This is a genomic window from Streptomyces sp. CNZ287, from assembly GCF_007827615.1.
The window spans coordinates 196,517-220,299 of sequence record NZ_VISV01000012.1 but is presented as its reverse complement, the minus strand read 5'-3'; the positions used below and the strand labels follow the sequence as shown (position 1 = coordinate 220,299).

15 protein-coding genes are annotated in these 23,783 nt (G+C 74.9%); 9 read left to right on the top strand and 6 right to left on the bottom strand.

Annotation, left to right across the window (positions count from 1 at the left end; translation table 11 throughout):
* Positions 1 to 593 precede the first annotated feature (593 nt).
* Together FB457_RS22225 and FB457_RS22220 are read right to left on the bottom strand one after the other, a co-directional pair.
* The gene (locus FB457_RS22225; protein ID WP_047020008.1) at positions 594 to 2,072 is read right to left on the bottom strand and encodes a CehA/McbA family metallohydrolase; all 1,479 of its coding nucleotides are present in this window, start codon (positions 2,070 to 2,072) and stop codon (positions 594 to 596) included.
* A gap of 178 nt (positions 2,073 to 2,250) precedes the next feature.
* Positions 2,251 to 2,619 (bottom strand): hypothetical protein, encoded by a 369-nt coding sequence (locus tag FB457_RS22220; RefSeq protein ID WP_253911253.1) that lies wholly within the window; start codon positions 2,617 to 2,619, stop codon positions 2,251 to 2,253.
* A gap of 113 nt (positions 2,620 to 2,732) precedes the next feature.
* Here FB457_RS22220 and FB457_RS22215 point away from each other — a divergent pair, with 113 nt between their 5' ends.
* The 4 genes from FB457_RS22215 (at position 2,733) to FB457_RS22200 (ending at position 11,255) form a co-directional block, all read left to right on the top strand.
* Positions 2,733 to 3,650, top strand: a complete 918-nt coding sequence (locus FB457_RS22215; protein WP_047016293.1) for a TIGR03619 family F420-dependent LLM class oxidoreductase — start codon at positions 2,733 to 2,735, stop codon at positions 3,648 to 3,650.
* A gap of 84 nt (positions 3,651 to 3,734) precedes the next feature.
* Entirely contained in the window at positions 3,735 to 6,437 is a 2,703-nt protein-coding gene (locus tag FB457_RS22210) for a bifunctional FO biosynthesis protein CofGH (protein WP_145782947.1), read from the top strand.
* Between the two features lie 183 nt (positions 6,438 to 6,620).
* The gene (locus FB457_RS22205) at positions 6,621 to 10,016 is read left to right on the top strand and encodes a tetratricopeptide repeat protein (RefSeq protein WP_253911252.1); all 3,396 of its coding nucleotides are present in this window, start codon (positions 6,621 to 6,623) and stop codon (positions 10,014 to 10,016) included.
* Positions 10,017 to 10,145: 129 nt separating this feature from the next.
* Positions 10,146 to 11,255 carry an ADP-ribosylglycohydrolase family protein gene (locus FB457_RS22200; RefSeq protein WP_047016290.1) on the top strand — a complete coding sequence of 370 codons (1,110 nt, stop codon included), beginning with the start codon at positions 10,146 to 10,148 and terminating at the stop codon, positions 11,253 to 11,255.
* Positions 11,256 to 11,430: 175 nt separating this feature from the next.
* On the opposite strand, the gene FB457_RS22195 is transcribed toward FB457_RS22200, so the two are convergent.
* The 3 genes from FB457_RS22195 to FB457_RS22185 form a co-directional block, all read right to left on the bottom strand.
* On the bottom strand, positions 11,431 to 11,640 hold the full coding sequence (locus FB457_RS22195; RefSeq protein ID WP_047016289.1) for a DUF397 domain-containing protein: 210 nt from the start codon (positions 11,638 to 11,640) through the stop codon (positions 11,431 to 11,433).
* A 219-nt stretch (positions 11,641 to 11,859) separates the two neighbouring features.
* A complete protein-coding gene (locus tag FB457_RS22190; RefSeq protein WP_047016288.1) occupies positions 11,860 to 12,717 on the bottom strand; it encodes a helix-turn-helix domain-containing protein in 858 nt (285 codons plus the stop codon).
* Positions 12,718 to 13,064: 347 nt separating this feature from the next.
* Positions 13,065 to 13,814, bottom strand: coding sequence for a GOLPH3/VPS74 family protein (locus FB457_RS22185; protein ID WP_027770634.1), 750 nt, complete (start codon positions 13,812 to 13,814; stop codon positions 13,065 to 13,067).
* Between the two features lie 1,953 nt (positions 13,815 to 15,767).
* On the opposite strand from FB457_RS22185, the gene FB457_RS22180 reads away from it, so the two are divergent.
* Together FB457_RS22180 and FB457_RS22175 are read left to right on the top strand one after the other, a co-directional pair.
* On the top strand, positions 15,768 to 17,744 hold the full coding sequence (locus FB457_RS22180) for a D-alanyl-D-alanine carboxypeptidase (RefSeq protein WP_347613335.1): 1,977 nt from the start codon (positions 15,768 to 15,770) through the stop codon (positions 17,742 to 17,744).
* Positions 17,745 to 17,826: 82 nt separating this feature from the next.
* Positions 17,827 to 19,929 carry an MFS transporter gene (locus FB457_RS22175; RefSeq protein WP_145782945.1) on the top strand — a complete coding sequence of 701 codons (2,103 nt, stop codon included), beginning with the start codon at positions 17,827 to 17,829 and terminating at the stop codon, positions 19,927 to 19,929.
* An 886-nt stretch (positions 19,930 to 20,815) separates the two neighbouring features.
* Here FB457_RS22175 and mihF read toward each other — a convergent pair.
* Positions 20,816 to 21,136: an integration host factor, actinobacterial type gene (gene mihF, locus FB457_RS22165; protein WP_301540200.1), complete on the bottom strand. Its 321-nt coding sequence runs from the start codon at positions 21,134 to 21,136 to the stop codon at positions 20,816 to 20,818.
* 234 nt (positions 21,137 to 21,370) lie between these two features.
* Between mihF and FB457_RS22160 the strand changes: the two genes are divergently transcribed.
* The 3 genes from FB457_RS22160 to FB457_RS22150 all read left to right on the top strand — a co-directional run bounded on the left by FB457_RS22160 (position 21,371) and on the right by FB457_RS22150 (position 23,693).
* The gene (locus tag FB457_RS22160) at positions 21,371 to 21,844 is read left to right on the top strand and encodes an RrF2 family transcriptional regulator (RefSeq protein WP_078898265.1); all 474 of its coding nucleotides are present in this window, start codon (positions 21,371 to 21,373) and stop codon (positions 21,842 to 21,844) included.
* A gap of 51 nt (positions 21,845 to 21,895) precedes the next feature.
* Complete coding sequence (locus tag FB457_RS22155) at positions 21,896 to 23,182, top strand: MFS transporter (protein ID WP_047016284.1); 1,287 nt, start codon at positions 21,896 to 21,898, stop codon at positions 23,180 to 23,182.
* Positions 23,183 to 23,249: 67 nt separating this feature from the next.
* A complete protein-coding gene (locus tag FB457_RS22150) occupies positions 23,250 to 23,693 on the top strand; it encodes a RidA family protein (protein ID WP_047016283.1) in 444 nt (147 codons plus the stop codon).
* Positions 23,694 to 23,783: the final 90 nt, after the last annotated feature.

The window sequence follows — 23,783 nt, the reverse complement described above, 5'->3', positions numbered from 1 at the left end:
GGTCCCGGTGATTCCAGATAGCCAAGTCTGCCCTGCCGGGGGTGTTTTAGTCAGCAACGACAGCGCTCTGGCTGGGCCAATGGCCCAGTAAGTGGACGTTTTTCGGCCTTCGGGAGCACACCCCGCGCGAAGGCGCGGCGTGTGATCCTCGCCGTGCGCCCCCGGCCACGCACCGCGCGTGAGCTGACGCCTCGTCAGGAGTGCGTTGTGGTGTGCCCCCGCCGACCACCTTGGCGAAGACGATCACTTCGGACGACCACAGAGGCCAAGCCTGTCGCACGCGTCAGCTCGGCTGGATTCTATATGTCCTGAAGAGGCCGTGCCTGTTCGGGCAGAGCCGAAACAGGGGTGTCCGAATTCGGAAGGCGTGCTACGAGGGCTGCGGTAGTGGCCCCGTTCTCCTTCCGGTCGTTCCGGCTTTACGGGAACGGGGGGCCGGCCCGCCCGCCCGGGGTCGCTTGTCAGAGGGGCGGCCTACCCTGGGGCGGGAGTGCGGGGGACGTGGTCCCCGCACTCCCGGCCTGCCCCGAGCGGCAGCGGCGTCCCTCCGGTATTCCGCCACCGGAGGTGCGCCGCTGCCCCGCGCTCCGGCCTCAGCGGCCCAGCCAGATCGGGTTCGTCATCGCCGCCATCGCCCCCGGCAGCCCGCTCGCCCCGCCGTCCGCCGCCGGGTGGCGGACCTCTGCGCGGACGAACGCCGCGTACGACGGCGTCGTCTGCCACTCCACCGTCCCCGCGCCGTCCGCGAGCGTCGTCGCGTACAACTGGCCCTCGTCCGTCATGAAGCGGACCTGCGCCTTCGCCGGGCCGCCGGTGACCTTCAGCCGTACCGTCACCCTTCCGTCCGGCGCCGCCCGCAGCCGCTCCCCGATGCCCGCGTGCTCGCCCCGCGGGCCCGACGCCGTGAACTCCACGTCCACGTCCGCCGACTCCGCCAGCCAGCTCCGCCCCGCGCGCAGGCCCGCCAGGAGCGCCTGCCGGGACAGGTCGTCGGCCAGCACCACCGTCTGCGGCAGGCCCACGACCTGGCCGTCACGGTGCGCGTCGCTGTTGCCCACCGCCGGCAGCCAGTCCATCGGGCCGCCGCCCTCGCGGCCCGCCGTCAGGGCGTTGTCCCAGGCTGCCACCGCCAGCTCGTCGTCCGTCGTCCACGGCCCGTTCCACACCTCGACCGCGTCGGCGCCCTCGTAGCCGAACTTCCACTGGCAGCCGACGAACGGGCAGTTGGGGTGCGCCGGCACGACCAGCCCGCCGGCCGCGTGGATCTGCCGCACGTAACGCGGATACGCGTCGTCCCGCGCCCGGTAGCGCCAGTCGACGAAGACGCCCGGGTCGGTGCCGACCGCCAGGTAGTGCCCGTTGCGCGTCGTCACCTCCTCGCCGCAGAGCACGAGCAGGTCGTCGCCCCACAGCCCGTCCCACGCGGCGTGCCCGGAGGACGTGTTGTGCTCGGTCGTCGTGAGGAAGTCGAGCTTCGCCGCCCGCGCCGCCGCCGCGGTCTCCGCGGGCGTACGGGCGCCGTCCGAGTGCACCGTGTGCAGGTGGCAGTCCCCGCGGTACCACGCCCGGCCGCGGCCCTTGGCGCGCTCCGGCGGGAACCGCGGCGGTGCGGTCTCGCCCGCCGGGCCGTAGCGCAGGGTGATCGTCACCTCGTAGCCGAGACCCTGCGGGGCGATCGTGTACGGGCCGAGCACCACGTGCCAGCGGCCGGCCCGTACCGGCCCCGGCAGATACGCGGGTGTCGTCGCCGCCCGGTCCGCGCTGATCGCGAACTCCGTGCGGAAGCCGCCCGACCAGCCGCGGAAGCCCCGGCCGCCGTCGCGGGTGCCGCGCTCGTCGAAGATGCCGATGTCCAGGGCGTTGCCCGTCGTGCCCGCGGGCACCTGGGGGCGGTCGTAGCGGTACGCGACGTGGATCTCGCGCACCCCGCGCGGCACGTCGACGGGCAGGTAGACGAAGTCCGGTGCGCCCGGCTCCAGATGGCCGGTGACGGTCCGGCTGTCCTCGGCGCCGGCGGCGCCGGCGTCCGCGCCGTCCGCCGCGCGGGCGAAGCTCACGGGGGCGAGCGTCATCGCTCCGGCGGTGGCCGCCGAGAGCTTCAACAGGTCGCGTCTGTCCACGGGTGCGGTCCCTTCGCGTCGGTTCATCGCTGAGACGGTGCTACACGGGTCCTATATGCGGGTGACGCGGAAGGGAACACTGCGGGACGCGTGGGTCGTGAGCGAAGGGGAGGTACGGCCGGGACCGCCGTCAGCGCCCGCGGCGGCGGCGTACGGTGCCCGCCGCGGCGCCGATCAGGCGCAACGCCCGGCCGGCGAGGAAGTAGACCAGGAACACGCCGCCGAGGACGAGCAGCACCGGCCGCCAGCCGACATCGCCGTCGCCGGTCGTCGTCCCCGTGCTGCCGGACGTGGTGGTGAAGCCCGTGGCGGTCCCCGTACTCGCCGGGAACCCGCCGGAGGCCGTCGTCGTCGCGCCCATGGAGGCGCCCGCGTTCATGCCCGGGTCGATGTACCGGCCCGCGGCGCCGCTCGCCGAGCCGGCCCCGCCCGACGACTGCGCCGAGGCGACCGACGGCAGGAAGAGCACGCATAACGCGGCGGCAGAGAGGACCGGCACCACAAGAGAGAACAGACGACGCGGCCGGACGGACATGACGGGCCTCCCGTCTCACGGCGGGAATCGCCGCCGGGGTTGTTCCCAGCGTACGCCGCCCGCTGGATACTGCGCGGATGCGTATCTCCGTGACCGTCTTCCTCACCGACGAGACCGTCCGCCCCCCGGCCCTCGCGCGTGAGCTGGAAGAACGCGGCTTCCACGGGCTCTATCTCCCCGAGCACACGCACATCCCCGTCAGCCGCGACACCCCCGCCCCGATGGGCGAACCGCTGCCCCGCGAGTACGGGCGCACACTCGACCCCTTCGTCGCCCTCGGCCAGGCCGCCGCCGTCACCGAGCGGCTGGCGCTCGGCACCGGCATCACGCTCGTGGCCCAGCACGACCCGATCGTGCTGGCGAAGCAGGTCGCGACGCTCGACTTCCTCTCCGGCGGCCGGCTCACGCTCGGCGTCGGCTTCGGGTGGAACGAGGAGGAGGCCGACGACCACGGCGTCGACTGGCGCGGGCGGCGGGAGTTGGGGCGGCGGAAGATGGGGCTGATGAACGCGCTCTGGGCGCCGGAGCCCACGGCGTACGACGGGGAGGCGGAGGCGCAGGAGGCGGCGGACACGGCGGGGGACGAGGCGGGCGGCTCCGTGCCGCGTACCGCCGTACGGGCGTCCGAGGCGCACCCCAAGCCCGTCCAGGCCCCCCGCCCCCGCAAGGGCGCGCCCCCGCTGCACGGCCCGCGCACGCTGCTCGGCGGCCGGCCCGGGCCGAAGCTCTTCGCGCACGTCGCCGAGTACGCCGACGGCTGGATGCCCATCGGCGGTGGCGGGCTCACCGACAGCATCCCGCGGCTGCGCCAGGTGTGGGAGGACGCCGGGCGCGATCCGGCGGCGCTGGAGGTGGTGCCGTACGCCGTGCGGCCGAGCGAGGGCAAGCTCGCGTACTTCGCCGCGCAGGGCGTACGGGAGACCGTCGTCCAACTGCCGCCCGCCGGCGAGACGGAGGTGCTGCGCGCACTCGACGCGTACGCGCAGTTCCTCTGACCGGGCAGGAACCCCGCCCGCCGCAGCCGCACCCCGGGCCCCGCGCCGCGCACCGGTGTCCGACCTGCCTCGTATGCTCGAAAGATGAAGCCCCCGCCCGTCCCCGCCCCCACCGCCAACGCCATGCGCCGCGCCCTGAAGCGCGCCCGCGACGGCGTCGCCCTCGACGTGTCCGAGGCCGCCGTGCTCCTCCGGGCGCGCGGTGCCGACCTGACCGACCTCTCCGCCTCCGCCGCCCGGGTGCGCGACGCCGGTCTGGCGGCGGCCGGCCGGCCCGGCGTCATCACGTACTCCCGCAGCGTCTTCCTGCCGCTCACCCGGCTCTGCCGCGACCGCTGCCACTACTGCACGTTCGCCACCGTCCCCGGCAAGCTCCGCCGGGAAGGGCGCGTGGGGGTACCGCCCACGCGCGCCCAGCGCGCTGTGGGGGCGTTCATGTCGCCCGACGAGGTGCTGGACATCGCCCGCCGCGGCGCGGCGCTCGGCTGCAAGGAGGCGCTGTTCACGCTCGGGGACCGGCCCGAGGACCGCTGGCCCGAGGCGCGCGAGTGGCTGGAGGCGCACGGGTACGACGACACGCAGGCGTACGTGCGCGCGATGGCCGTCCGCGTGCTGGAGGAGACCGGCCTCCTGCCGCACCTCAACCCGGGCGTGGTGACCTGGGCCGGGTTCCAGCGGCTCAAGCCCGTGGCCGCGTCCATGGGGATGATGCTGGAGACCACCGCGGAGCGGCTGTGGAGCGAGCCCGGCGGGCCGCACTACGGCTCGCCCGACAAGGAGCCGGCCGTACGGCTGCGGGTGCTGGAAGACGCGGGGCGCTCCTCCGTGCCGTTCACCAGCGGGCTGCTCATCGGCATCGGCGAGACGCCGGAGGAGCGCGCCGAGTCGCTGTTCGCGCTGCGCCGGGTGCAGCGGGCGTACCAGGGCCTCCAGGAGGTCATCGTGCAGAACTTCCGCGCCAAGCCGGACACGGCGATGCGCGGCATGCCGGACGCCGAGCTGGACGATCTCGCCGCCACCGTCGCCGTCACCCGGCTCCTCCTGGGCCCGGCGATCGGGGTGCAGGCACCGCCGAACCTGGTGGACGCGGAGTACGGCAAGCTCATCGCGGCCGGCATCGACGACTGGGGCGGGGTCTCGCCGCTGACCCCGGACCACGTCAACCCGGAGCGGCCCTGGCCGCAGGTGGAGGAGCTGGCGGCGCGTTCCGCGGCGGCCGGGTTCGAGCTGCGCGAACGGCTCGCGGTCTACCCGGAGTTCGTGCGCCGCGGCGAGCCGTGGCTCGACCCGCGGGTGCTGCCGCACGTCAGCGCGCTGGCCGACCCGGAGACGGGTCTCGCCCGTGACGTACGCCCGCGGGGGCTGCCCTGGCAGGAGCCGGACGGCGGCTTCGCCGCCGGGGGGCGTACGGACCTGCACCGCACCATCGACACCGAGGGCCGCACGGGCGACCGGCGGGGTGACTTCGACGCGGTGTACGGGGACTGGGAGGCGCTGCGCGAGAAGGCCAGGGAGCTGTCCGGCGACCCCGCCGCAGCCCCGGGGGAGACCGCGGCGACCGACGGTCACGCCGCCGATGACTCCGGCCGCCCCGCCGCCGCAGTCCCCGCCCCCGGCCGGCTCGACCCCGACGTGCGCGCCGCCCTCGCCCGCGCCGCCGACGACCCCACCCTGCTCACCGACGCCCAGGCCCTCGCCCTGCTGCACGCCGAAGGGCCCGCCCTCGACGCCCTCTGCGGCATCGCCGACGACCTGCGCCGCGCCACGGTCGGTGACGACGTCACGTACGTCGTCACCCGGAACATCAACTTCACCAACGTCTGCTATACCGGCTGCCGCTTCTGCGCCTTCGCCCAGCGCCGCACCGACGCCGACGCCTACACGCTCTCCGTCGAGCAGGTCGCCGACCGCGCCCAGCAGGCGTGGGACGTGGGCGCCGTCGAGGTCTGCATGCAGGGCGGCATCCACCCCGACCTGCCCGGCACGGCGTATTTCGACATCGCCCGCGCCGTCAAGGAGCGGGTGCCCGGTATCCACGTGCATGCGTTCTCGCCCATGGAGGTCATGAACGGCGCGGCGCGCACCGGCCTCTCCGTGCGCGACTGGCTGACCGCCGCCAAGGAGGCGGGCCTCGGCTCCATCCCCGGCACGGCCGCCGAGATCCTGGACGACGAGGTGCGCTGGATCCTCACCAAGGGCAAGCTGCCCGCGGCCGACTGGATCGAGGTCGTCACCACGGCGCACGACCTGGGCCTGAGGTCGTCGTCCACGATGATGTACGGGCACGTGGACCAGCCCCGGCACTGGCTGGGCCACCTGCGGCTGCTCGCGGAGCTCCAGCAGCGCACGGGCGGCTTCACGGAGTTCGTCACGCTGCCGTTCATCCACACCAACGCGCCGGTCTACCTGGCGGGCATCGCCCGGCCGGGACCGACGATGCGCGACAACCGGGCGGTCACCGCCATGGCCCGGCTGCTGCTCCACCCGCACATCACCCACATCCAGACGAGCTGGGTGAAGCTCGGCGCGGACGGCGCCGCGCAGATGCTCCGCTCCGGCGCCAACGACCTGGGCGGCACGCTGATGGAGGAGACGATCTCGCGGATGGCCGGCTCGTCGTACGGGTCGTACCGCTCGGTGAAGGACCTCGTCGCCATAGCCGCCGCCGCGGGCCGCCCGGCCCGGCCGCGGACGACGACGTACGGGGAGGTGCCGGAGGAGCGGCTGCGCGCGGCGGAGGCCGCGGACGGCCGGCTGCCGGAACTGCTGCCGGTGCTGGGGCAGTAGCGGGCCGCGGTACGGGAAGGGGCGCCCGGCGCGTACGGGGCGCCCGGCGCGTACGGAACGGGGCGCCCGGCGCACCGGGCGGCTGCCCGGAGGGTGCCGGGCGGGAGCCCCGGGCCGGACCCGTCCGGCCCGCCCCCTCCGCCGCACCGAGGCTCTAAGCTCGCCCCCGGGGGAGGTGGCGCCGTGCCCGAAGTGCGTCCGTCCATGCAGGACTTGATCCGCGACCGCCGCCGGTCGGGATTCGTCGGCAGACAGCGCGAGATCACCGCGTACCGGGACAACTTCCGCTGTCCCCCCGAGGATCCGGCGCACCGCTTCCTCTTCCACTTCCACGGCGTCGCCGGCGTCGGCAAGACGTCGCTGCTGCGCCGCCTCCTCCAGCTCGCCGGGGAACACGGCGCGCTCACCGCGCAGGTCGACGAGTCCGCGGCCAGCGTGCCCGAGGCGATGGAGGCGATCAGCACCCAACTCGCCCGCCAGGGCCACCCGCTGAAGGGCTTCGACCGGCTGCTCCAGCGCTACCGCCAGCGGCGCCACGAGGCGGACTCCGTCGTCGCCACCCTCGACGGCGCGCCCGGCCAGCCCGGCACCGGTGCGCCCGGCGTGCCGCACCCGGCGGGCCCCGTGGACGCCGCGGGGCCCGTACCCGCCGCCCAGGCGCCCCCCGCCGCCTCGCCCGCGGCCGGCATCGCCGCCCAGGCGGGCCTGGCAGGACTCGGCCTCGTGCCGGGACTCGGCGCCGTCGCGGGCGCCATGGACCCGCAGCAGGTCGCGCAGAGCCTCGACCGCTGGCGCGCCGCGCTCTCCACCCGGCTGCGCAGCCACGACGACGTGCAGCTCGTCCTCTCCCCGCTCCAGGCCCTCACCCCCGCCTTCCTGGAGGACCTGCGCGGCGTCGCCACCGCCGTCCCGTGGCTCGCCCTCTTCTTCGACACGTACGAGCGCACGGGACCCGTCCTCGACGCCTGGCTGTGCGACGTCATGACCAGCGACCGCTACGGCGCGCTGCCCGCCAACGTCGTGGTGACCCGCGCCGGGCAGCAGCGGCTCGACCCGGCCCGCTGGCCGGCCGGCGACTTCGCCGCCGAGCTGGAGCTGGAGCTGTTCACCGAGGAGGAGGCCCGCGCGCTCATCGCCGCCAGGGGCATCGCCGACGCCCGGGTCGTGGACGAGATCCTGCACCTGTCCGGGCGGCTGCCGGTGCTCACCTCGATGCTCGCCGAGACGCCGCCGGTCCGCCCCGGCGGCGCGGACCCGAGCGGCACGGCGGTGGAGCGGTTCCTGAAGTGGGTGGCGGACCCGGTGCAGAAGGCCGCGGCGCAGGCCGCCGCGCTGCCGCCGTCCCTGGACGAGGACGTGTTCCGGGTCGCCGTCGCGCCCGCGGCCGCCGGGCTGTACGGGTGGCTGCGCGCGCTGCCGTTCGTCAGCGACGAGGCGGGCCGGGTGCAGTACCACGGCGTGGTGCGCTCGGCGATGCTGCGGGTGCAGCGCGCGCAGTCGCCGCAGCGCTGGCGCGAGCAGCACCGCGCGCTCGCGGCGGCGCACGCCGGCTGGTGCGCGGAGCTGGAGGCGTCCCTGCCGGCCGGGAACGACGTGCGGGAGGAGCGCTGGCTGGACGAGCGGTGGTTCGGCCACCGCCGGTACGAGACGTACCACCTGCTGTGCGCCGATCCCCAGGGCGCTCTGCCCCGCGCCCGCCGCGACGCCCTCCAGGCCGCCGACGTCGGCCCGGCCGAGACCCGCCGGTGGGCGCAGACCATGGAGCAGGCGGGCACGGACGCCGACAGCGAGCCGGTACGGGACTGGGGCCGGCGGCTGCTGGCGGTGCTGGGGGAGGGCCCGCGCGGCGTCGTCGAGGTGTGCACGTTCCTGCTGCGGGAGGCGGAGCTGACGGAACCCGAGCGGGTGCTCGCGTACACGCTGCGCGGGCGGGAGCGCCGCAACGCAGACGAACTCGACGCCAGCGTCGCGGACTTCGACCGGGCGCTGGCGCTCGACCCGGCCTTCACCCGCGCGTACGCGGGCCGCGGCCAGGCGTACGTACTCCTCGACCGCTACGCCGAGGCCGACGCGGACTTCACCCGCTGCGTCGAGGCCGACTCCGACCGCGCCTGGTCGCTGACCCACCGCGGCCGGGCCCGGCTCTACCTGGAGCGCTACGACGACGCGAAGGCCGACCTGGACCAGGCGGTCGAGCTGGACCCGTCCCCGATGAGCTGGGCGATGCGCGGCGAGGTGCGGCGGGTCGCCGGGGACCCGGAACGGGCGATCCCCGACTTCGACCGGGCCGTGGAGGCGGCGGAGGGCGACTACGCCTACGCGTACGCCAGCCGCGCGCAGTGCCACGCCGCGCTCGGCCGCCCCGAGGAGGCGCTGGCGGACCTGGACCGGGCGCTGGCGGTCGACCCGCAGTGGGAATGGTGCTGGGTCGAACGCGGCCGGCTGCACCAGGACGCCGAGCGGTTCGGGGCGGCCGCCGCCGACTACACCCGCGCGCTGGAGCTGTCGCCCGACTACGCCTGGGCGTACGCCAACCGGGGCGAGTCCTACCGCCGGCTGAACCGCCTGGACGAGGCGCTGACGGATGTGGACCGGGCGCTGGAGCTGAAGCCGGAGTGGTCGTGGTGCTGGGGCGAGCGCGGGGAGGTGCACCGGCTCGCCGGGCGGATCGAGGAGGCGCTGGCGTGCTTCGACCGGGCCGTGGAGCTGGAGCACGACTACGCCTGGGCGATCGCCGGCCGGGGGCAGTGCCTGGCGGCGCAGCGGCAAGTCGACGCGGCGATCGCCGAGTTCACCCGGGCGCTGGAGATCGATCCGCAGCTCACGTGGGTGCTGGAGACGCGGGGCGCCTTCCACCGGATGGCCGACCGCTTCGACGACTCGCTGGCGGACTACGCGCGCGCCCTGGAGATCGACGCCACGCGCAGGTGGGCGCGGATCGGCCGGGCCCGCACCCTCGGCCACCTCGGGCGGACGGCCGAGGCGTACGCGGAGGTCGAGGCGGTCCTCGCCGAGTGGCCGGACCACGCCGACGGGCTGAGCCTGAAGGGCCGGCTGCTCTCCCTGGAGGGGCGGCACGAGGAGGCCCTCGCGGCGCTCGACGCGGCGCTCGCGGCGGATCCCGACGACCATTCGCTGCACGGCGACAAGGCCGAGACGCTCATGGAACTCGGCCGGTACGAGGAGGCGCGACCGCACGTCGCGGCGGCGCTCGCGGCCGGTCCGGAGGACGGCTACGCCCGGTTCGACGACCTCCTGCTGGCGCGGCTGACGGGGGCCTCGCCGACCGCCGGGCGCTGGGCGGAGGCGGAGGCGGCGATGCTGGCGGACGGCGTCACCGACGCGGACCGGGTGCAGGCCCGGCTGATGTGCCGCGCCGCCGGCGGGGACTGGGCCGCGGCGGACGCGGCGCTGGCGGAACTGGCGTCCGCGCAGACGTACTGGCTGCTGCTCAAGGACGTACGCGCGCTCTTCTCCATGCTGGCCGCCACGCCCGCCACGGCCGCGGCGGACCTGCCCCGGATCGAGGGATATCTGCGCACAACCGATGACTTGCTCCGCGAACTGCCGGGCGGGTGACGCGGATACACCCGCCGGCCTCTCGGTTTCGCTCGATTACAGTGCTGGGCCGGAGTACGTGCGCACAGAGCGAGACCAGACAGCGAGACCTGACCGCGAGAGACCGAACGTCCGGACTGAGGTGGCCGAGTGACGACCGCACGCCGCACCTGGGGCCGCGCCGAGCAGCAGGACTTCCGCAGCAGAGTGCGCGGCTGCCTGCTCGGCGGCGCGATAGGCGATGCCCTGGGCGCCGGCATCGCGGCCGCCTCCCTGGCAGAGATACGGGCCGAGCACGGACCGCAGGGCGCCGTGGACTTCGCCCCGGCCTACGGCCGCCGCGGCGCGGTCACCGACGACACCCAGATGACGCTCTTCACCGTCGACGGCCTCATCCGCGCCCAGGTGCGCCGCGACGGCGGCCGGTGGCACCCGCCGACCGACGTGCACACCGCGTACCGCCGGTGGTACGCCACGCAGAAGGACTGGGGCCCCGACGAGCGCAAGGCGGAGGACGGCTGGCTCGCCCGCGAGGAGTGGCTCTACTCGCAGCGCGGCGCCCCCCGCGCCAGCCTGCGCGGCCTGGCCGACGACCGCATGGGCACCCTCCAGCAGCCCCGCAACCCGGAGGCGAAGGACCCGGGGGCCGTGGTGCGCTCCGCGCCGTTCGGGCTGCTGGTGGGCTGGGAGCCGCAGTTGGTCTTCCAGCTCGCGGCCGAGTGCGCCACGCAGACCCACGGCCACGCGACCGGCTATCTGGCGGCGGGCGCGTACGCGGTCGTGGTCCACGGGCTCGCCCGCGGCGACGTTCCGGAGGAGGCGGTGGCAAGGGCCCTGGAGATCCTCGCGGGGCGCCCGGGGCACGAGGAGACCGCGGCCGCCCTGCGCACGGCGCTCGACGCCCGCCAGGGCCCGGAGCCGGGTCCGGAGCAGGTGGAGGGGCTGGGCACCGGCGAGAGCGCGGCGGAGGCCGTGGCCCTCGCCCTTTACTGCGCGCTGGCGGCCACCGACGTACGCCACGGCCTGCTCCTCGCCGTCAACCACGGCGGCGCCTCCGACGCCACCGGCTCGCTGTGCGGCAGCCTGCTCGGCGCGCAGCACGGCGAGACGGCGCTGCCCCCCGCGTGGGTGGCGGAGGTCGAGGGCCGCGGCACGATCCTCCAACTGGCCGACGACTTCGCCCTGGAGATGACCCTCGGCCCGGCACTGCACGGCGAGAGCGCCCCCAACGACGCGTGGCTCCTGCGCTACCCCCGCTGACCACCGCCCTGCCCGCGCCGTACGCGGCGCTGGCGGACGCGTTGCGGCAGGCGGGCTGGGGGTGCGGGGGCGTACGGAAAGGCCGGGCCCTCTCGGCCGGGACGGCGAGCCAGTCGAGAGGGCGTTCGGGCATGCGGTGGTGCAGATTCCGGTTAGCTCACGGATTCACCGTCGGTCAGACCGTACGGAAAGCCCCGCCGGCCGCCTCGGCCACGAATGCGGCCCAGGATTCGGGGGTGAAGTCCAGGACCGGCCCGTCCGGGACCTTCGAGTCGCGTACCGATACCAGCCCGGGAGCGGTCGAACGCACCTCGATGCACTCGCCGTTGCCCGCGGAGTAGGTTGATTTGGTCCAGGCGCCGGTGGCGCCGAGTTCGATTGCCATATTCTTCTCCGGTTACTGAGGAACTCAACTTCTTCCTGCCCGTTCCAGGCCGGAGTGTTGTCGACGCCCCGGCCCGACGCCGAGACGCTACCGCTCAACAACTCACCGGTCAGGGGGCTTTCACTCAACCGGATGGCGAAAGGCCGCTGCGCTTCCGGAGCGTCCGGCCACGGGTGTACCGTGCCTCCGTTCTGGGGTACCCGGTCGCGCCCCCGGCTATCAGCGGGCGTACTTCTTGGCCGTATCCGCGATGAATTTCCGGGTCTGTTCTGGATTGAGCGCCTGTGCCCGCAAATGCTCGTACATCACGCTGTAGTTGTGGACGTCGTCGCTCTTCTCCAGGTAGAGATCGCTGGTGACGCCCTCCAGATAGATCACGCTGGAGTCGGACTCCTCGGGGAACTCCAGAATCGCGAACTGCCCCGTGACCCCCGGGTGCGCGCCCGTCTCGAACGGCAGCACCTGCACCGTGACGTGAGGCAACTGCGACACCTCGATCAGGTGCTCCAACTGCTCGCGCATGACCTGCACGCTGCCCACCACGCGCTGGAGCGCGGCCTCGTCGAACACCGCCCAGAGCCGCAGCGGCTGCTCCGTCCCCTTTATCCGGTCCTGCCGCCGCATCCGCACGTTCACCCGCTTCTCGACGTCCGCGGCGTTCACCTCGGGCGAACTGCCGGCGATGACGGCCGCCGCGTACTCGCGGGTCTGCAGCAGCCCCGGCACGACGAGCGACTGATAGATGCGCAGTGAGGCGGCGGCGGTCTCGAAGCCGATGTAGACGCTGTACGGCACGTCCCCGAAGGCGTTCCACCAGCCCTGCTGGCGGGATTCCTTCGCCATCTGCATCAGGGAGTTGACGATCCGCTCGTCTTCCACCTCGTACACCCCGCACAGGTCGCGGACGTCGCGCTGGCTGATGCTGCGGCGGCCGTTCTCCAGCCGGCTGATCTTCGACTGCGAGACCAGCAGCCGGTCGGCGACCTGTTCCGCGGTCATGTTCTTCTGCTCGCGCAGCCTGCGCAGCTCCTGGCCGAGGCGGCGCCGCCTGACCGTGGGGTTGACGTTGGACGCCAAGGGAGTTGCACCTCCGGGTGCGTAATCCGCGTGCGGACGTATCTCATTACTGGGTGCAGCCTGCCACCGACGGAGTGTGCGCCGCTGCGATCGTCGGGAAATCGCCGCAGCGGGCGAGGGTTTGGCCCACAATGTGCCCGGCACGGGGCGGCGGGCGCCGGAGCGGCCGGGGCCGGGCGCGTCCGGAACGCAGGGCAGGGCCCCGGCCCGTCGAGACCACTCGACGGGCCGGGGCCCTGCGTTGCGGCTCCCGTTCCCGGCCCGGCGCACCGCCGACGCCACGCCTCGCCCGTACGCGGATGCGTGCGTACGGACTCGGCGTCGCGTGCGGCGACCGCCGGGCGGGCTCAGCGCACCGCGGCCGTCCGGATCATCCCCGCGCGGCGGGACCCCGCGGGAACTCCGGCAGGCTGCGCGACAGCCGGTGGGCGGGCCGCGGGACGGCCGCCTCCGGGGGTGCGCCGCGGCTGAGCGGTGACGCCGTTCTGCACGTCCATCACGGCGTGCGCCACCAGACCGCCCATCGGGTCGTGCCTGATCAGGTCCCGGAGCCGGGAGCGCGCGGAGCGCCCCTCGTTCCCGGGGTAGAGATGCTTGCCGAGTCCGACCGCATGGGCCAGCGCGGCAAGCGCCGCGGTCCGCGGGTCCGGCGGGACGCCGGTGCGGATCGCACTGTCCAGCCGGGCACGTATCTCCCGGCTGATGGCGGTGTCGGTTGCCTGATATCGAGTGGTCGGGAGTACCCCGCACATTTGGCTCTCCACGGCATGCACCATGCCGCAGCGCTCCAGATGAGCGAGATACGTCTGGCGCAACCCCAGACGTGGCCCGCCTATCCAGTTCACCGCGCGCACGGGACTGCCCCGGCGACGCAGCAACTCGAGCGCTGTGTCCAAAGTGGGGTCCCCGGTCGGACGCGGAAGTATCACGGCGATACGATCCCCGTCCGGGGCTATTCGCCCGGCCAGAGCGAGCTCGACGAGCTGTGCTCCTGCCAGGCCGAGGTCGAGCGACTGCGGCTGCGCAGTGGTACCCGTGGCCGGGTCCAGTGCCAGCAGCAGAAGCTCCTCCGGAAGTGTTCTGCGGCTCCTGCCCATCCATGCCTCCCCGCGTGGATGAATGACAGGGTGACGCCTCTCACATTGGTCTGTCGAGAGTGCGTGGGCGGTTTGATCGGGAACCTGTAGGTATGTCGTTCTCGTCTCTCAGATGCGGGCGAGAGACGGCTGCGTCCCCTTAGGGTGGGTGGCCACGCCATGGTTGACGCGGTTGTGCGGTTGTGACGCAGGAGGAGGAAGTCGGTGGCGGTCGAGTCCCCCGGGAGGCCCGAGGAGCAGCAACCGTCGGGGTCGGCGACCGTGGACGAACGCGAACCTCGCGATCCGGACGGCGGACGTGACCCACGTCTGGCGTTCACGTCCTCCACTGACAACGCCCCCGCCTCTGCGGCGGTTCCCACGCAGGGCGGCGAGGAGCGAACTGCCCCCGGGGCGGCGGCCGATGACGACGCGGCCGCGGCGGGCGGCGAGCCCGGTTCCGGCGCCGAGCCGGAGTCCGGGTCCGGGAAGGCGAAGTCGCGACCGAAGCCCGCGAGCAGCAACGGCAAGGCGCCGGCACGCGGCAAGGCGCCGGCACGCGGCGAGGGTTCCGGCGCGAAGCCGAAGAGCGCGGCGGCGGCGAAGCCGGCGGACGAGGACGGCAAGGCGCCGGCCGCGGAAGCGGGGTCGGGGTCGGGGTCGTCGTCCGAGCCGAAACCCAAGCCCGCGGCGAGCGCGAAGCGCACGGCGGGCGGCGGCGAGGCGGCGGAGTCGGCGAGCGCCGAGGGCTCGGCGGTACGGAACGGCTCCCACCCGAAGGCGGACAAAACGCCCGCTGGAGCTGACGGCGGGGCGGAGAAGCCCGTGAGCGACGACGGCAAGACGTCCGGTCGGTCGCCGGAGCCGGAAGGCGCCGGGGAGAAGACGGCGCCCGGCCCGAAGCCGAAGGCCGCGCCCAAGCCGAAGAGCGGGCCGGCACCGAAGAGCGGCAAGTCGCCCGAGCGGACCCCGGGCGCCGAACCCCCGGCCAAGCGCCCCGCTGCGGCGCCTGCCCCGAAGCTCGCTGCCCCGAAGCCCGCCGAACCGACCGACGCCGGTCCGACGGCGCCCGACGGCGATGCCGCCGTGAAGGACCCTGCCGCGCCCAAGCCGCCGGCGGCTGCGGCCGCCGCCGGGTCGCCGGCAGGCACGGACGACCCCGGCGCGAAGGCCACGCCCCGCCCGGAGCCCAGCACCACGACTGGCCCACGAGGCGGCGCGAGCACGAAGGGCGCCGCGGCGCCCAAGGCGCCGGCCGCCGGGGCTGCGCCTCAGCCGAAGCCCGAGGGCGACGCGGCTGACGCCGGATCTCCGGCTGACGCGGACGGTCCGGGCGCGTGGTCGCCGTCCCGGCCGAAGCCCGAGGACACGCCTGGCTCGGGAGGCGGCACCAGCGCGAAGGGCACGGGCGCGCCCAAGCCGGCGGATGCCGGTGCGGCACCGGCACCGCGGTCCAAGCCCGGGGGCGATCGGGCCGGGGCGGACGGTTCCGACGAACGGTCCGCATCCCTGCTGAAGGCCGCGGACGCGCCCGCGGCGCGGCGCGGCACGGCGCCGGGCGCGCCCGAAGGTGCCGCCGCGCCGGGCCCCTCCCGGCCGAAGACCGGTGCCGGCCCGACGACGGCTGCCGGCGATTCCGCTGCGCGGTACGCGTCCGGGCCGGAGGCCGCGGGCGCGGCCGGTGATGGCGCCGCGACGGCCGGCAAGCCCCGCTCGGCCCCCGGCGCCTCGGGCGCCCCGGGAGACTCCGCGACCGCCGCGTTCCGGATTGGCGACATTGCCCCCGATGGCGGTGGCTCGGGTACGTCGGGTCCGGCCCGGCCGGAGGGCGATGACGGCGGGCCCGCACCCCGCGGTGCGGCCTCCGTGCCCGGTGCCCGGGCCGGGAAGGGCTCTGAGGGGGCTCTGGGCGGCTCTCGTGGCGGCCGTGAGGGCTCGGGTGGCTCCGGACGCTCTGAGGCCGCTGAGGCGCGCGTGGAGGGCGATCTGGCCCCCGGGCGGGCCCGGGAGGCCGCGGGTGCCGGCTCCGGCGCCCCCGAGGACAGCGCGGACTCCGGTCCCGGCTCCGGCTCCGGTCTCTCCGACGATGCCCCGGACTCCGGCTCCGGCCTCGGTTCCGGTTCCGGTTCCGGTTCCGGTACCGGGTCCTCCGAGGGATCCCCGGCGCGCCCCCGCGCCAAGGACTCCGCCACCGCCAGCTTCCGGCTCGTCGCCGAGGCCGACGCCGCCAAGGTCAGCGGCGACGACCGGCTGCGGGCCGCCGTCGCCGCCTGGGTGACGAAGACCGGCGACGACGAGCCCGCCGATGCCGTGGCCGGTGACGTCGAAGACGTGTCCGTGGCGGACGAGCCCGCCGACGCCGTGCCCGACGCGGGCGGCGACGGCCACCCCGCCGACACCCCGCCCGTCGGGAAGCTCGCCGGGCCCCCCGGCAGCACCTTCGTGCCGCTCAAGACCGACGCCGACCTGCCCCCCAAGCCCGCCACCGCGCCGCCGCCCCCCGCCGCACCTCCGGCGGTCCCCACCGCACCTCCGGCGGTCCCCACGGCGCCCACGGCGCCCCCTGCGCCCGCCGCGGCCCCGGACTCCGCGCCGCCCAAGCCCCCCGCCGGGCCCGACTCGCCGCCCGGGTGGGAGCGCACGCAGCAGCAGCCCCTGCCGCCGTACGAGGAGAAGCGGCCGCTCGACCTGCTCGCCGAGCTGACCAACACCCCGCCGCCGCCCGAGACCCTCACCCGTACGCTCGTACGGCGCGTGAAGATCTGGACGCCGCTGGTCATCCTGCTCGCGATCGTCCTCGGCGTGGTCCAGATGCTCCGCCCGCTGCCCGCCCCCGCGCTCACCCTCACCGCCGCCTCCAGCTACTCCTTCGAGGGCGGCACCCCCGAGATGCCGTGGCCCAGCGAGGGGCAGGCGTCGATAGACGTGGCGGGGCTCGGCAGCCTCGGTTCGTACGGGAAACAGAAGTCCGTGCCGATCGGCAGCGTCGCCAAGGTCATGACCGCCTACATCATCCTGCGCGACCACCCGATGAAGCCCGGCGGCGACGGCGCGAGCATCCCCGTCGACGACACCGCCGTCGAGGAGGCCGCCCTCAGCTCCGAAGGCGAGACGACCGTCGAGCTGGACCCGGACTCCAGGCTCAGCCAGAAGGAAGCCCTCCAGGCCCTGCTCATCGCCTCCGCCAACAACGTCGCCCGGCTGCTCGCCCGCTGGCACTCGGACGGCGACATGCAGGCGTTCGTGGACGAGATGAACAGGACCGCCGAAGAGCTGGGCATGGACGGCACCACGTACAGCGACCCCAGCGGCCTGAAGGAATCCACCGTCTCCACCGCCGAGGACCAGGTGATCATCGGCAAGGCGGCGATGAAGGACCCGCTGTTCAAGCAGATCGTCGCGATGCCCGTCTACACCGACAGCCGCGGCGACGACCACGACAACAGCAACAAGATGGTTCCGCTGCACGGCATCGGCATCAAGGTCGGCTCGACCACCAAGGCCGGCGGCAACTTCCTCTTCGCGACCGAGAAGAAGGTCGCGGGCGAGGAGCAGCTGATCATCGGCGCGGTCCTCGGGCAGTACGCGGTGCCGCAGCTTCCGACCGCCATGGAGTTCGGCCGCCAGTTGATGGCGGCGGGCGAGAAGGCGCTCACGGACATGACCGTCGTGAAGAAGGGCGACGTCGTCGGCGAGGTCGACGACGGCCTCGGCGGTACGACGCCGGTGGTGGCGACCGAGGACGTCGTGGCGCCCGGCTGGGGCGGCCTGAAGGTGGGCCTGGAACTCGGCCCCGACCGCACCGGAGAGGTGCCGCACGAGGGTGCGAAGGGTGACCGGGTCGGGGTGCTGACGATGGGCTCCGGCCAGGGAGAAGTGCGGGTGCCGGTGGCGCTGGCGGAGGACTTGGCGGAGCCTGGCTTTGGGGCGAAGCTCAGCAGGCTCGGTTAGCGCCCCGGGGGCGTCGTACGCCCGTGCTAGCGTCGCTGGCACCGCCCCCGGGGACGTCAAGGGAAGACGGGGAGTCGTCGCAGTGACCACCGTGCAGCCGGACCGCGAAGCCGCGTCCGGCGGCCGATCAGCAGATGGAGCCGCCGCAGGAGCCGACGGGGGCCGGCCCGCGCCTGCGTCCGCCGGCTCCGGCGATCCGGCGGATCCCGCGGGGCAGAGCACGGCGGACGAGAGCGGCGGCGGTACGGCCGCGGGCGGGGGCGACGCGGCCCCGTCCGGTGCCGCCGGGGCGGGTGGCGGTGCTGCCCGTACGGACGTGAAACACGGCGGCGGCTCCGAGGGCGGCACCCTCCGTACGGAAGCCGCCGCCTCCCGCGCCCCCTCCGCCGCCCGGCTGCGCTTCACCCCGCCCGAGCGCTTCCGCCCCCATCTCCGCTGGCTCGCCCAGCGCCCCGTGCTCACCACCCTCGTCGCCGCCGGCATCCTGCACCTCCTGTGGCTGCTGCTCCTCGCCAACGAGGGCGGCGACCTGGCGGCGCAGGACGCCTGGGCCGAGTTCGCCGGCCGGCATCCCTCCACGGCGTACAACTTCGCCTGGTACGGGGGCATGCACCCGGTCTCGTACAGCGTCGTCTCGCCCTACCTGATGGCCGTGCTCGGCGTGCGGACGACCATGGTGCTCGCCGGGACGCTCTCCGCGGGCGTGCTCGCGCTGATCCTCGCCCGCTGCCGGTACGTGCCGCGCCCGCTGGTGCCGTCGCTCTTCGGCGCCGTGGCGCTCGTGGGGAACGCGGCCTCAGGCCGCGTGACCTTCGCGCTGGGGCTGCTCTTCGCGCTGGTCGCGATCGCGCTGGTCTTCCGCGACGACCGCAACGACGAGGACGAAGAAGGCGAGGAGGCCGGCAAGGGCCGGCGGCCCGTGGGCGGCTGGCGGGGGACCGCGATCGTGCTGACCAGCATGCTGGCGACGGCCGCGAGCCCGGTGGCCGGGCTCTTCGCCGGGGTGGTCGCCACCGGGCTGTTCCTGCAGAAGCGGCGCACCGAGGCGTATCTGCTCGGGGCGGCGCCGCCGGTGGTCGTCGCGCTGTCGAGCTGGCTCTTCCCGTTCCAGGGGAACATGCCGATGCCGTGGATCTCCGCGGTGGCGCCGATGATCACCGCCGCGCTGATCTGGCTGATGGCGCCGGAGTCGTGGCGTACGGTCCGGATCGTCGCGGCGATCTACTTCCTCGGCACGCTCGGCGCGTGGGTCATCCCCTCGCCCGTCGGCAGCAACATCGAGCGGCTCGCGCTGATCTTCGGCGGCACGGTGCTGCTGGTCATCGCGCAGACGGGGACCCGGCAGGCGGCGCCGCGGCTGATGCGTTCGGTGCGGGCGGCGTATCTGGCGTTCGCGGCCATCACCGTGTGGGTGATCGTCAAGCCCGTGGTCGACCTCGTGCTCACCAGCCCGACCGCGGCCTGGACGCGCGAGCTGGCGCCGCTGGTGGACCAGTTGCAGCAGGTGGACGCGGAGGCGGGACGGGTCGAGGTCGTGCCCGTACGCAGCCACCGCGAGGCGTCCGCGCTGCAGCCGTACGTGAGCCTGGCGCGCGGCTGGAACCGGCAGGCGGACCTGGACCGGCACGAGATCTTCTACGACGGCAGCCTGACCCCGAAGACGTACCACGCCTGGCTGAAGACCTGGGCGGTGCGGTATGTGGTGCTGCCGGTGGAGGACCGGCCGGACACCGGGGCGCACGAGGAGGCGAAGATCGTCGCCGAGGGCCAGCCGTACCTGACGGAGATCTGGGCGGACGCGAACTGGCGGCTCTTCCGGGTCAACGACCCCACGCCGCTGGTCGAGGCGCCCGCGGAGGTGCGGCGGGCGGACGAGGGCGAGCTGGTCATCGACGTGAAGTACGCGGGTCCGGTGCTGGTGCGGGTGCCGTTCTCGCCGTGGCTCGGGCTGGTCGACGAGGACGGTGAGGGCGTCGAGGCGCCGCAGGTGCTGGAGGGCGACGGCTCGGACGGGGCGGACGTCGACGGGGTCCGGGAGTGGTCGGAGAGCGGGCAGCTCTACGTCAACCTGGAGGGCTGCGTCACGAAGGCCGGCGAGTGGACCCGGCTGCACGCCCCGCGCCCCGGCACGTACCGCATCTCGGCCCCGTACCAACTGCCGCGCGGGACGCACTGCCCGGACTGACGGACACCGCGGGCGGGGCCCGCGTCGAACATGAGGCGGTGGAGGTCGGGGCTCTCCGCCGCGTTGACCGGGTACGCGGGCGCGGGATCAGCCGCAGGTGGTCCGGCGGGGGGCGCGTGCGGCGCAGTGCCGGTTGGGTACGGGCGGTCCGGGCCGCGTGGCGCAGCGCCTCGGCGCCGGCGTGCGCCAGTAGCGCCTGGTCTTGCATCGGCGGGAGTTCCACGAGCCACATGCCATCGGCGACCACCTCCTCGGCCCGCGCCGCTGCCCCGTGCGCCGGCCGTGCTCCCAGTGTGAGGGGGCGGGCGGGGGCGCTGGCCGATTCCGCGGGAAAGGGCCGCGTGGGGGTGGGGCTGGTGGTAAAGGGCGGTCGGCTGGGTGCCGTGTGGGGGAATCACGGACGGAACCTGACCTGAAGTCCTTCTGTGGTCGGTGACGTCCGGTCGGGCGGGGTGAGGAGGGACTGCGCGCCGGATGGCCCTCAGCGGGCCGGCGGCGGGGTGCCGCCGCGGGTGCCTCGCCGACGTCACCCGCTCCGGCGTACGCCGCGCGCTGGGGGCGGACCGCACCGTGGTCACGACCTTCGGGCCCCCGCGGCACCGTCCGCCTCCTCCCCGCCGCCGACCTGCCTCGCCGACCCGGAGCTGACCGTCGACGAGCTGACCGACGCCCTCGCCGAGCGGGCCGGGGCGTGGGCGGCGGACCCGGTGAGGGGCGCGTTCCGGACGACGTGGCCGCGCCGGCGGGCCGCCACCGCGCCGGCCCCACGGCGAGCCCCTGAGGCCCGGCCCGTGCCCACCCGCCGCTACCCCGCGGCCCTGTGTCCGTGCCGCCCCCGCATGCCCCCGCATGCCCCCGTACGGCCCCCCGCACCCCCCGGCGGGAGTCAGCTCCGTACCGCCGCGCCGATCAGCTCCCGCTGCACCGGCGCCAGGCTGCGGAGCCTGCGGGTGTCCGACAGGCCCAGCTTCGTCATCAGCTTCGCCGTCTGCGCGGGGCCCACCCCCGGCAGCGCCAGCAGGAAGTCCTTCGCCAGCATGTCCCCGGCCAGGGCGTCCCGCGCCGCGCGCTCCAGCGCCTGGACGCAGTCGACCTCCCCGTTCTTGATCGCCCGGACCAGCGCGGTCCGGGCTCGCTGGGCCTCAAGTGCCTGGTCCAAGGCGCGCGCACACTCCACCGGACTGCGCTGTCCCGGGATCTTCTTCATCGGCCCCATTCGCCCTACTCCCCTCTAACTGCTGCGACTTGAGGAGAAGAGTAGCCGGAGTATCCGGATTTGATCCGCCATTTGAGTGTGTGCCGCTAAAGTCAGTTGTGCAGAAAAGTAACCGACTTGGGCGCTTAGTCGCGATGTCGGACCGTCTGCTGGGCCTATCCACGGCTCCGCAGTTCTCCTGCTTGCGTTGGTAATTCTGGAGGTTTAATATCCAGAATCATGAGGATGAGCGAGGGCGTCGAGTGGGCGCTGCACAGTTGCCTGAACCTGGCGTGGGCCGGCCCCGACCGCCCCGTCACGGCGGCCCGCCTCGCGGCGTACCACGAGCTCCCCGCCCCGTATCTCAACAAGCAGCTCCAGGCCCTCGTCCGGGCCGGCATCGTCGTCTCCGCCTCCGGGCCGCGCGGCGGCTTCCGGCTCGCCCGGCCGCTGGCGCGGATCACGCTGATGGACGTCGTCGCCGCGGTCGAGGGCCCCGACGAGGTGTTCCGCTGCACGGAGATCCGGCAGCAGGGGCCCGGCGGCGGGGCGCCCGCGAGTTACCGGCCGCCGTGCGCCTTCGCGCACGCGATGGCGCGCGCCGAGCTGGCGTGGCGCCGGGAGCTGGCCGGGCAGACGCTGGACGACGTGCGGGAGCAGGCGGAGGCGCAGGCGCCCGCCGCGCCCGAGCGGCTGCGGCGCTGGCTCGCGAACGGCTGACGGACCTTTCCGATACGGACCGGCCGGTGCCGGAGCAGGGAGTGATTCTGGATGTCGAATATCCAGGAAAAGCACACCGCGGCCGGGGCCCCCGCGGAGCCGCCGGCGCCCGCGCGCTCCGCCGTTCGTGGCCGGCTCGCCGTCGCCGCGGTCACGCTCGGGATCTTCACCGTGATGACCGCCGAGCTGCTGCCCGTCGGCCTGCTCACCCCCGTCGGCCGGGACCTGGGCGTCTCCGCCGGCACCGCGGGACTCATGGTCACCGTCCCCGGCCTCGTCGCCGCCGTCTCCGCGCCGCTGCTCGCGGTGGCCGCCGGGCGGGCCGACCGGCGGCTGGTGCTGGCCGGGCTGATGGCCCTGGTGGTCGCCGCGCACGCGGCCTCCGCGCTCGCCGGGCACTTCGCCGTCGTGCTCGGTGCCCGCGTGCTGCTGGGGGTGAGCATCGGGGGCTTCTGGGCGTTCGCCGGCGGGCTCGCGCTGCGGCTCGTGCCGGAGCGCGAGGTGCCCCGGGCCACCGCCGTCATCTTCGGCGGCGTCTCGGCCGCCTCCGTGCTCGGCGTCCCGGCCGGCACCCTCACCGGCGAACTCGGCGGCTGGCGCGTCGCCTTCGCCGTCCTCGGCGCGCTCGCGCTGGCGGTGCTCGCCGCCCTGGTGCTGCTGCTCCCGCGGCTGCCCGCCGAACGGGGGCTGCGCCCCGCCGACCTCGCCCGGCTGCCGCGGGAGAGCCCGGCGGTGCGGGCGGGCCTGGTCCTGACGGTGCTCCTCGTCACCGGGCACTTCCTCGCGTACACCTTCATCCGGCCGGTCCTCCAGGAGCGCTACGGCGTCGGGGACGGCCTCGTCGGCGTGCTGCTGCTCGGGTACGGCGCCGCCGGGCTGGCCGGCAACTTCCTGGCCGGCGCCGCCGCCGCCCGCAACCCGCGGCGGACCGTGCTCACCGTCGCCACCGGGCTCGCCGCCGCGCTGGTCGCGACGGCGCTCCTGCCCGCGCTGCCCGGCCCGGCCGGCGCGGCGGCCGGCGGGGGAGCGGTGCCCGCCGTGCTGCTGCTCGCCGGCTGGGGGCTGGCGTACGGCGGCGTCTCGGTCGGCCTGCAGTCGTGGTTCCTGGCCGCCGCCCCGCGGGCCGCGGAGGCGGCCACCTCGCTGTACGTCGCCGCCTTCTGCCTCTCCATCGCGGCGGGGGCGGCGCTCGGGGGCGTACTCGTCGACGCGGTCGCGCTGGGGGCGGCGCCGGCGGCGGGGGCGATCCTCACCCTCGCGGCGGTAGTCCTGTGCACCCGTACGACACGCATACCGCCCGCCGCCGCCCGCACCGCCGCGCCCGCCGAGACGCCGTGAGCCCACCCGGCGCCACCCCGAACACCCCCGCACCCGTTCCGGATTCACCCGAAAGGACACACCGGCCATGACCCGCACGCTCCACAACCCCCCGCAGCTCCACGACCCGACCGGATACGGCTACAGCCACGTCGCCACCGCTCCCGGCCGGCCGGTCTTCATCGCCGGCCAGTACGCCTCCGACGAGACCGGAGCCGTCGTCTCCGCCGACTTCGCCACCCAGGTCGAGCGGTCCTTCGCCAACCTCCGCACCGCGCTGGCGGCCGCCGGGCTCGGCGTCGAGGACGTCGTGCGCCTCGGCACGTACGTCGTCGGCCACGACCGCGAGCGGCTGGAGACCGTCCTCGCCGCGCTGCACCGGGTGTGGGGCGGCTCGCCGCCCGCGCAGACGCTCGTCGGAGTGGCGTCGCTGGCGCTGCCGGAGATGCTCTTCGAGGTCGACGCGGTGGCCGTACGAGCCGTGCCGGCCGCGGGGACCGGCGCCCCCGGGGCGGCCGCCGGTCCCCGCTGACGCGGCACGTCAGCTCCCCCGGCGCCCGGGACGGGAGGCCGTCCGTGTTCAATGGAGGGTGCGGCGTCGCTCCGCCACGGACGCCGGGAA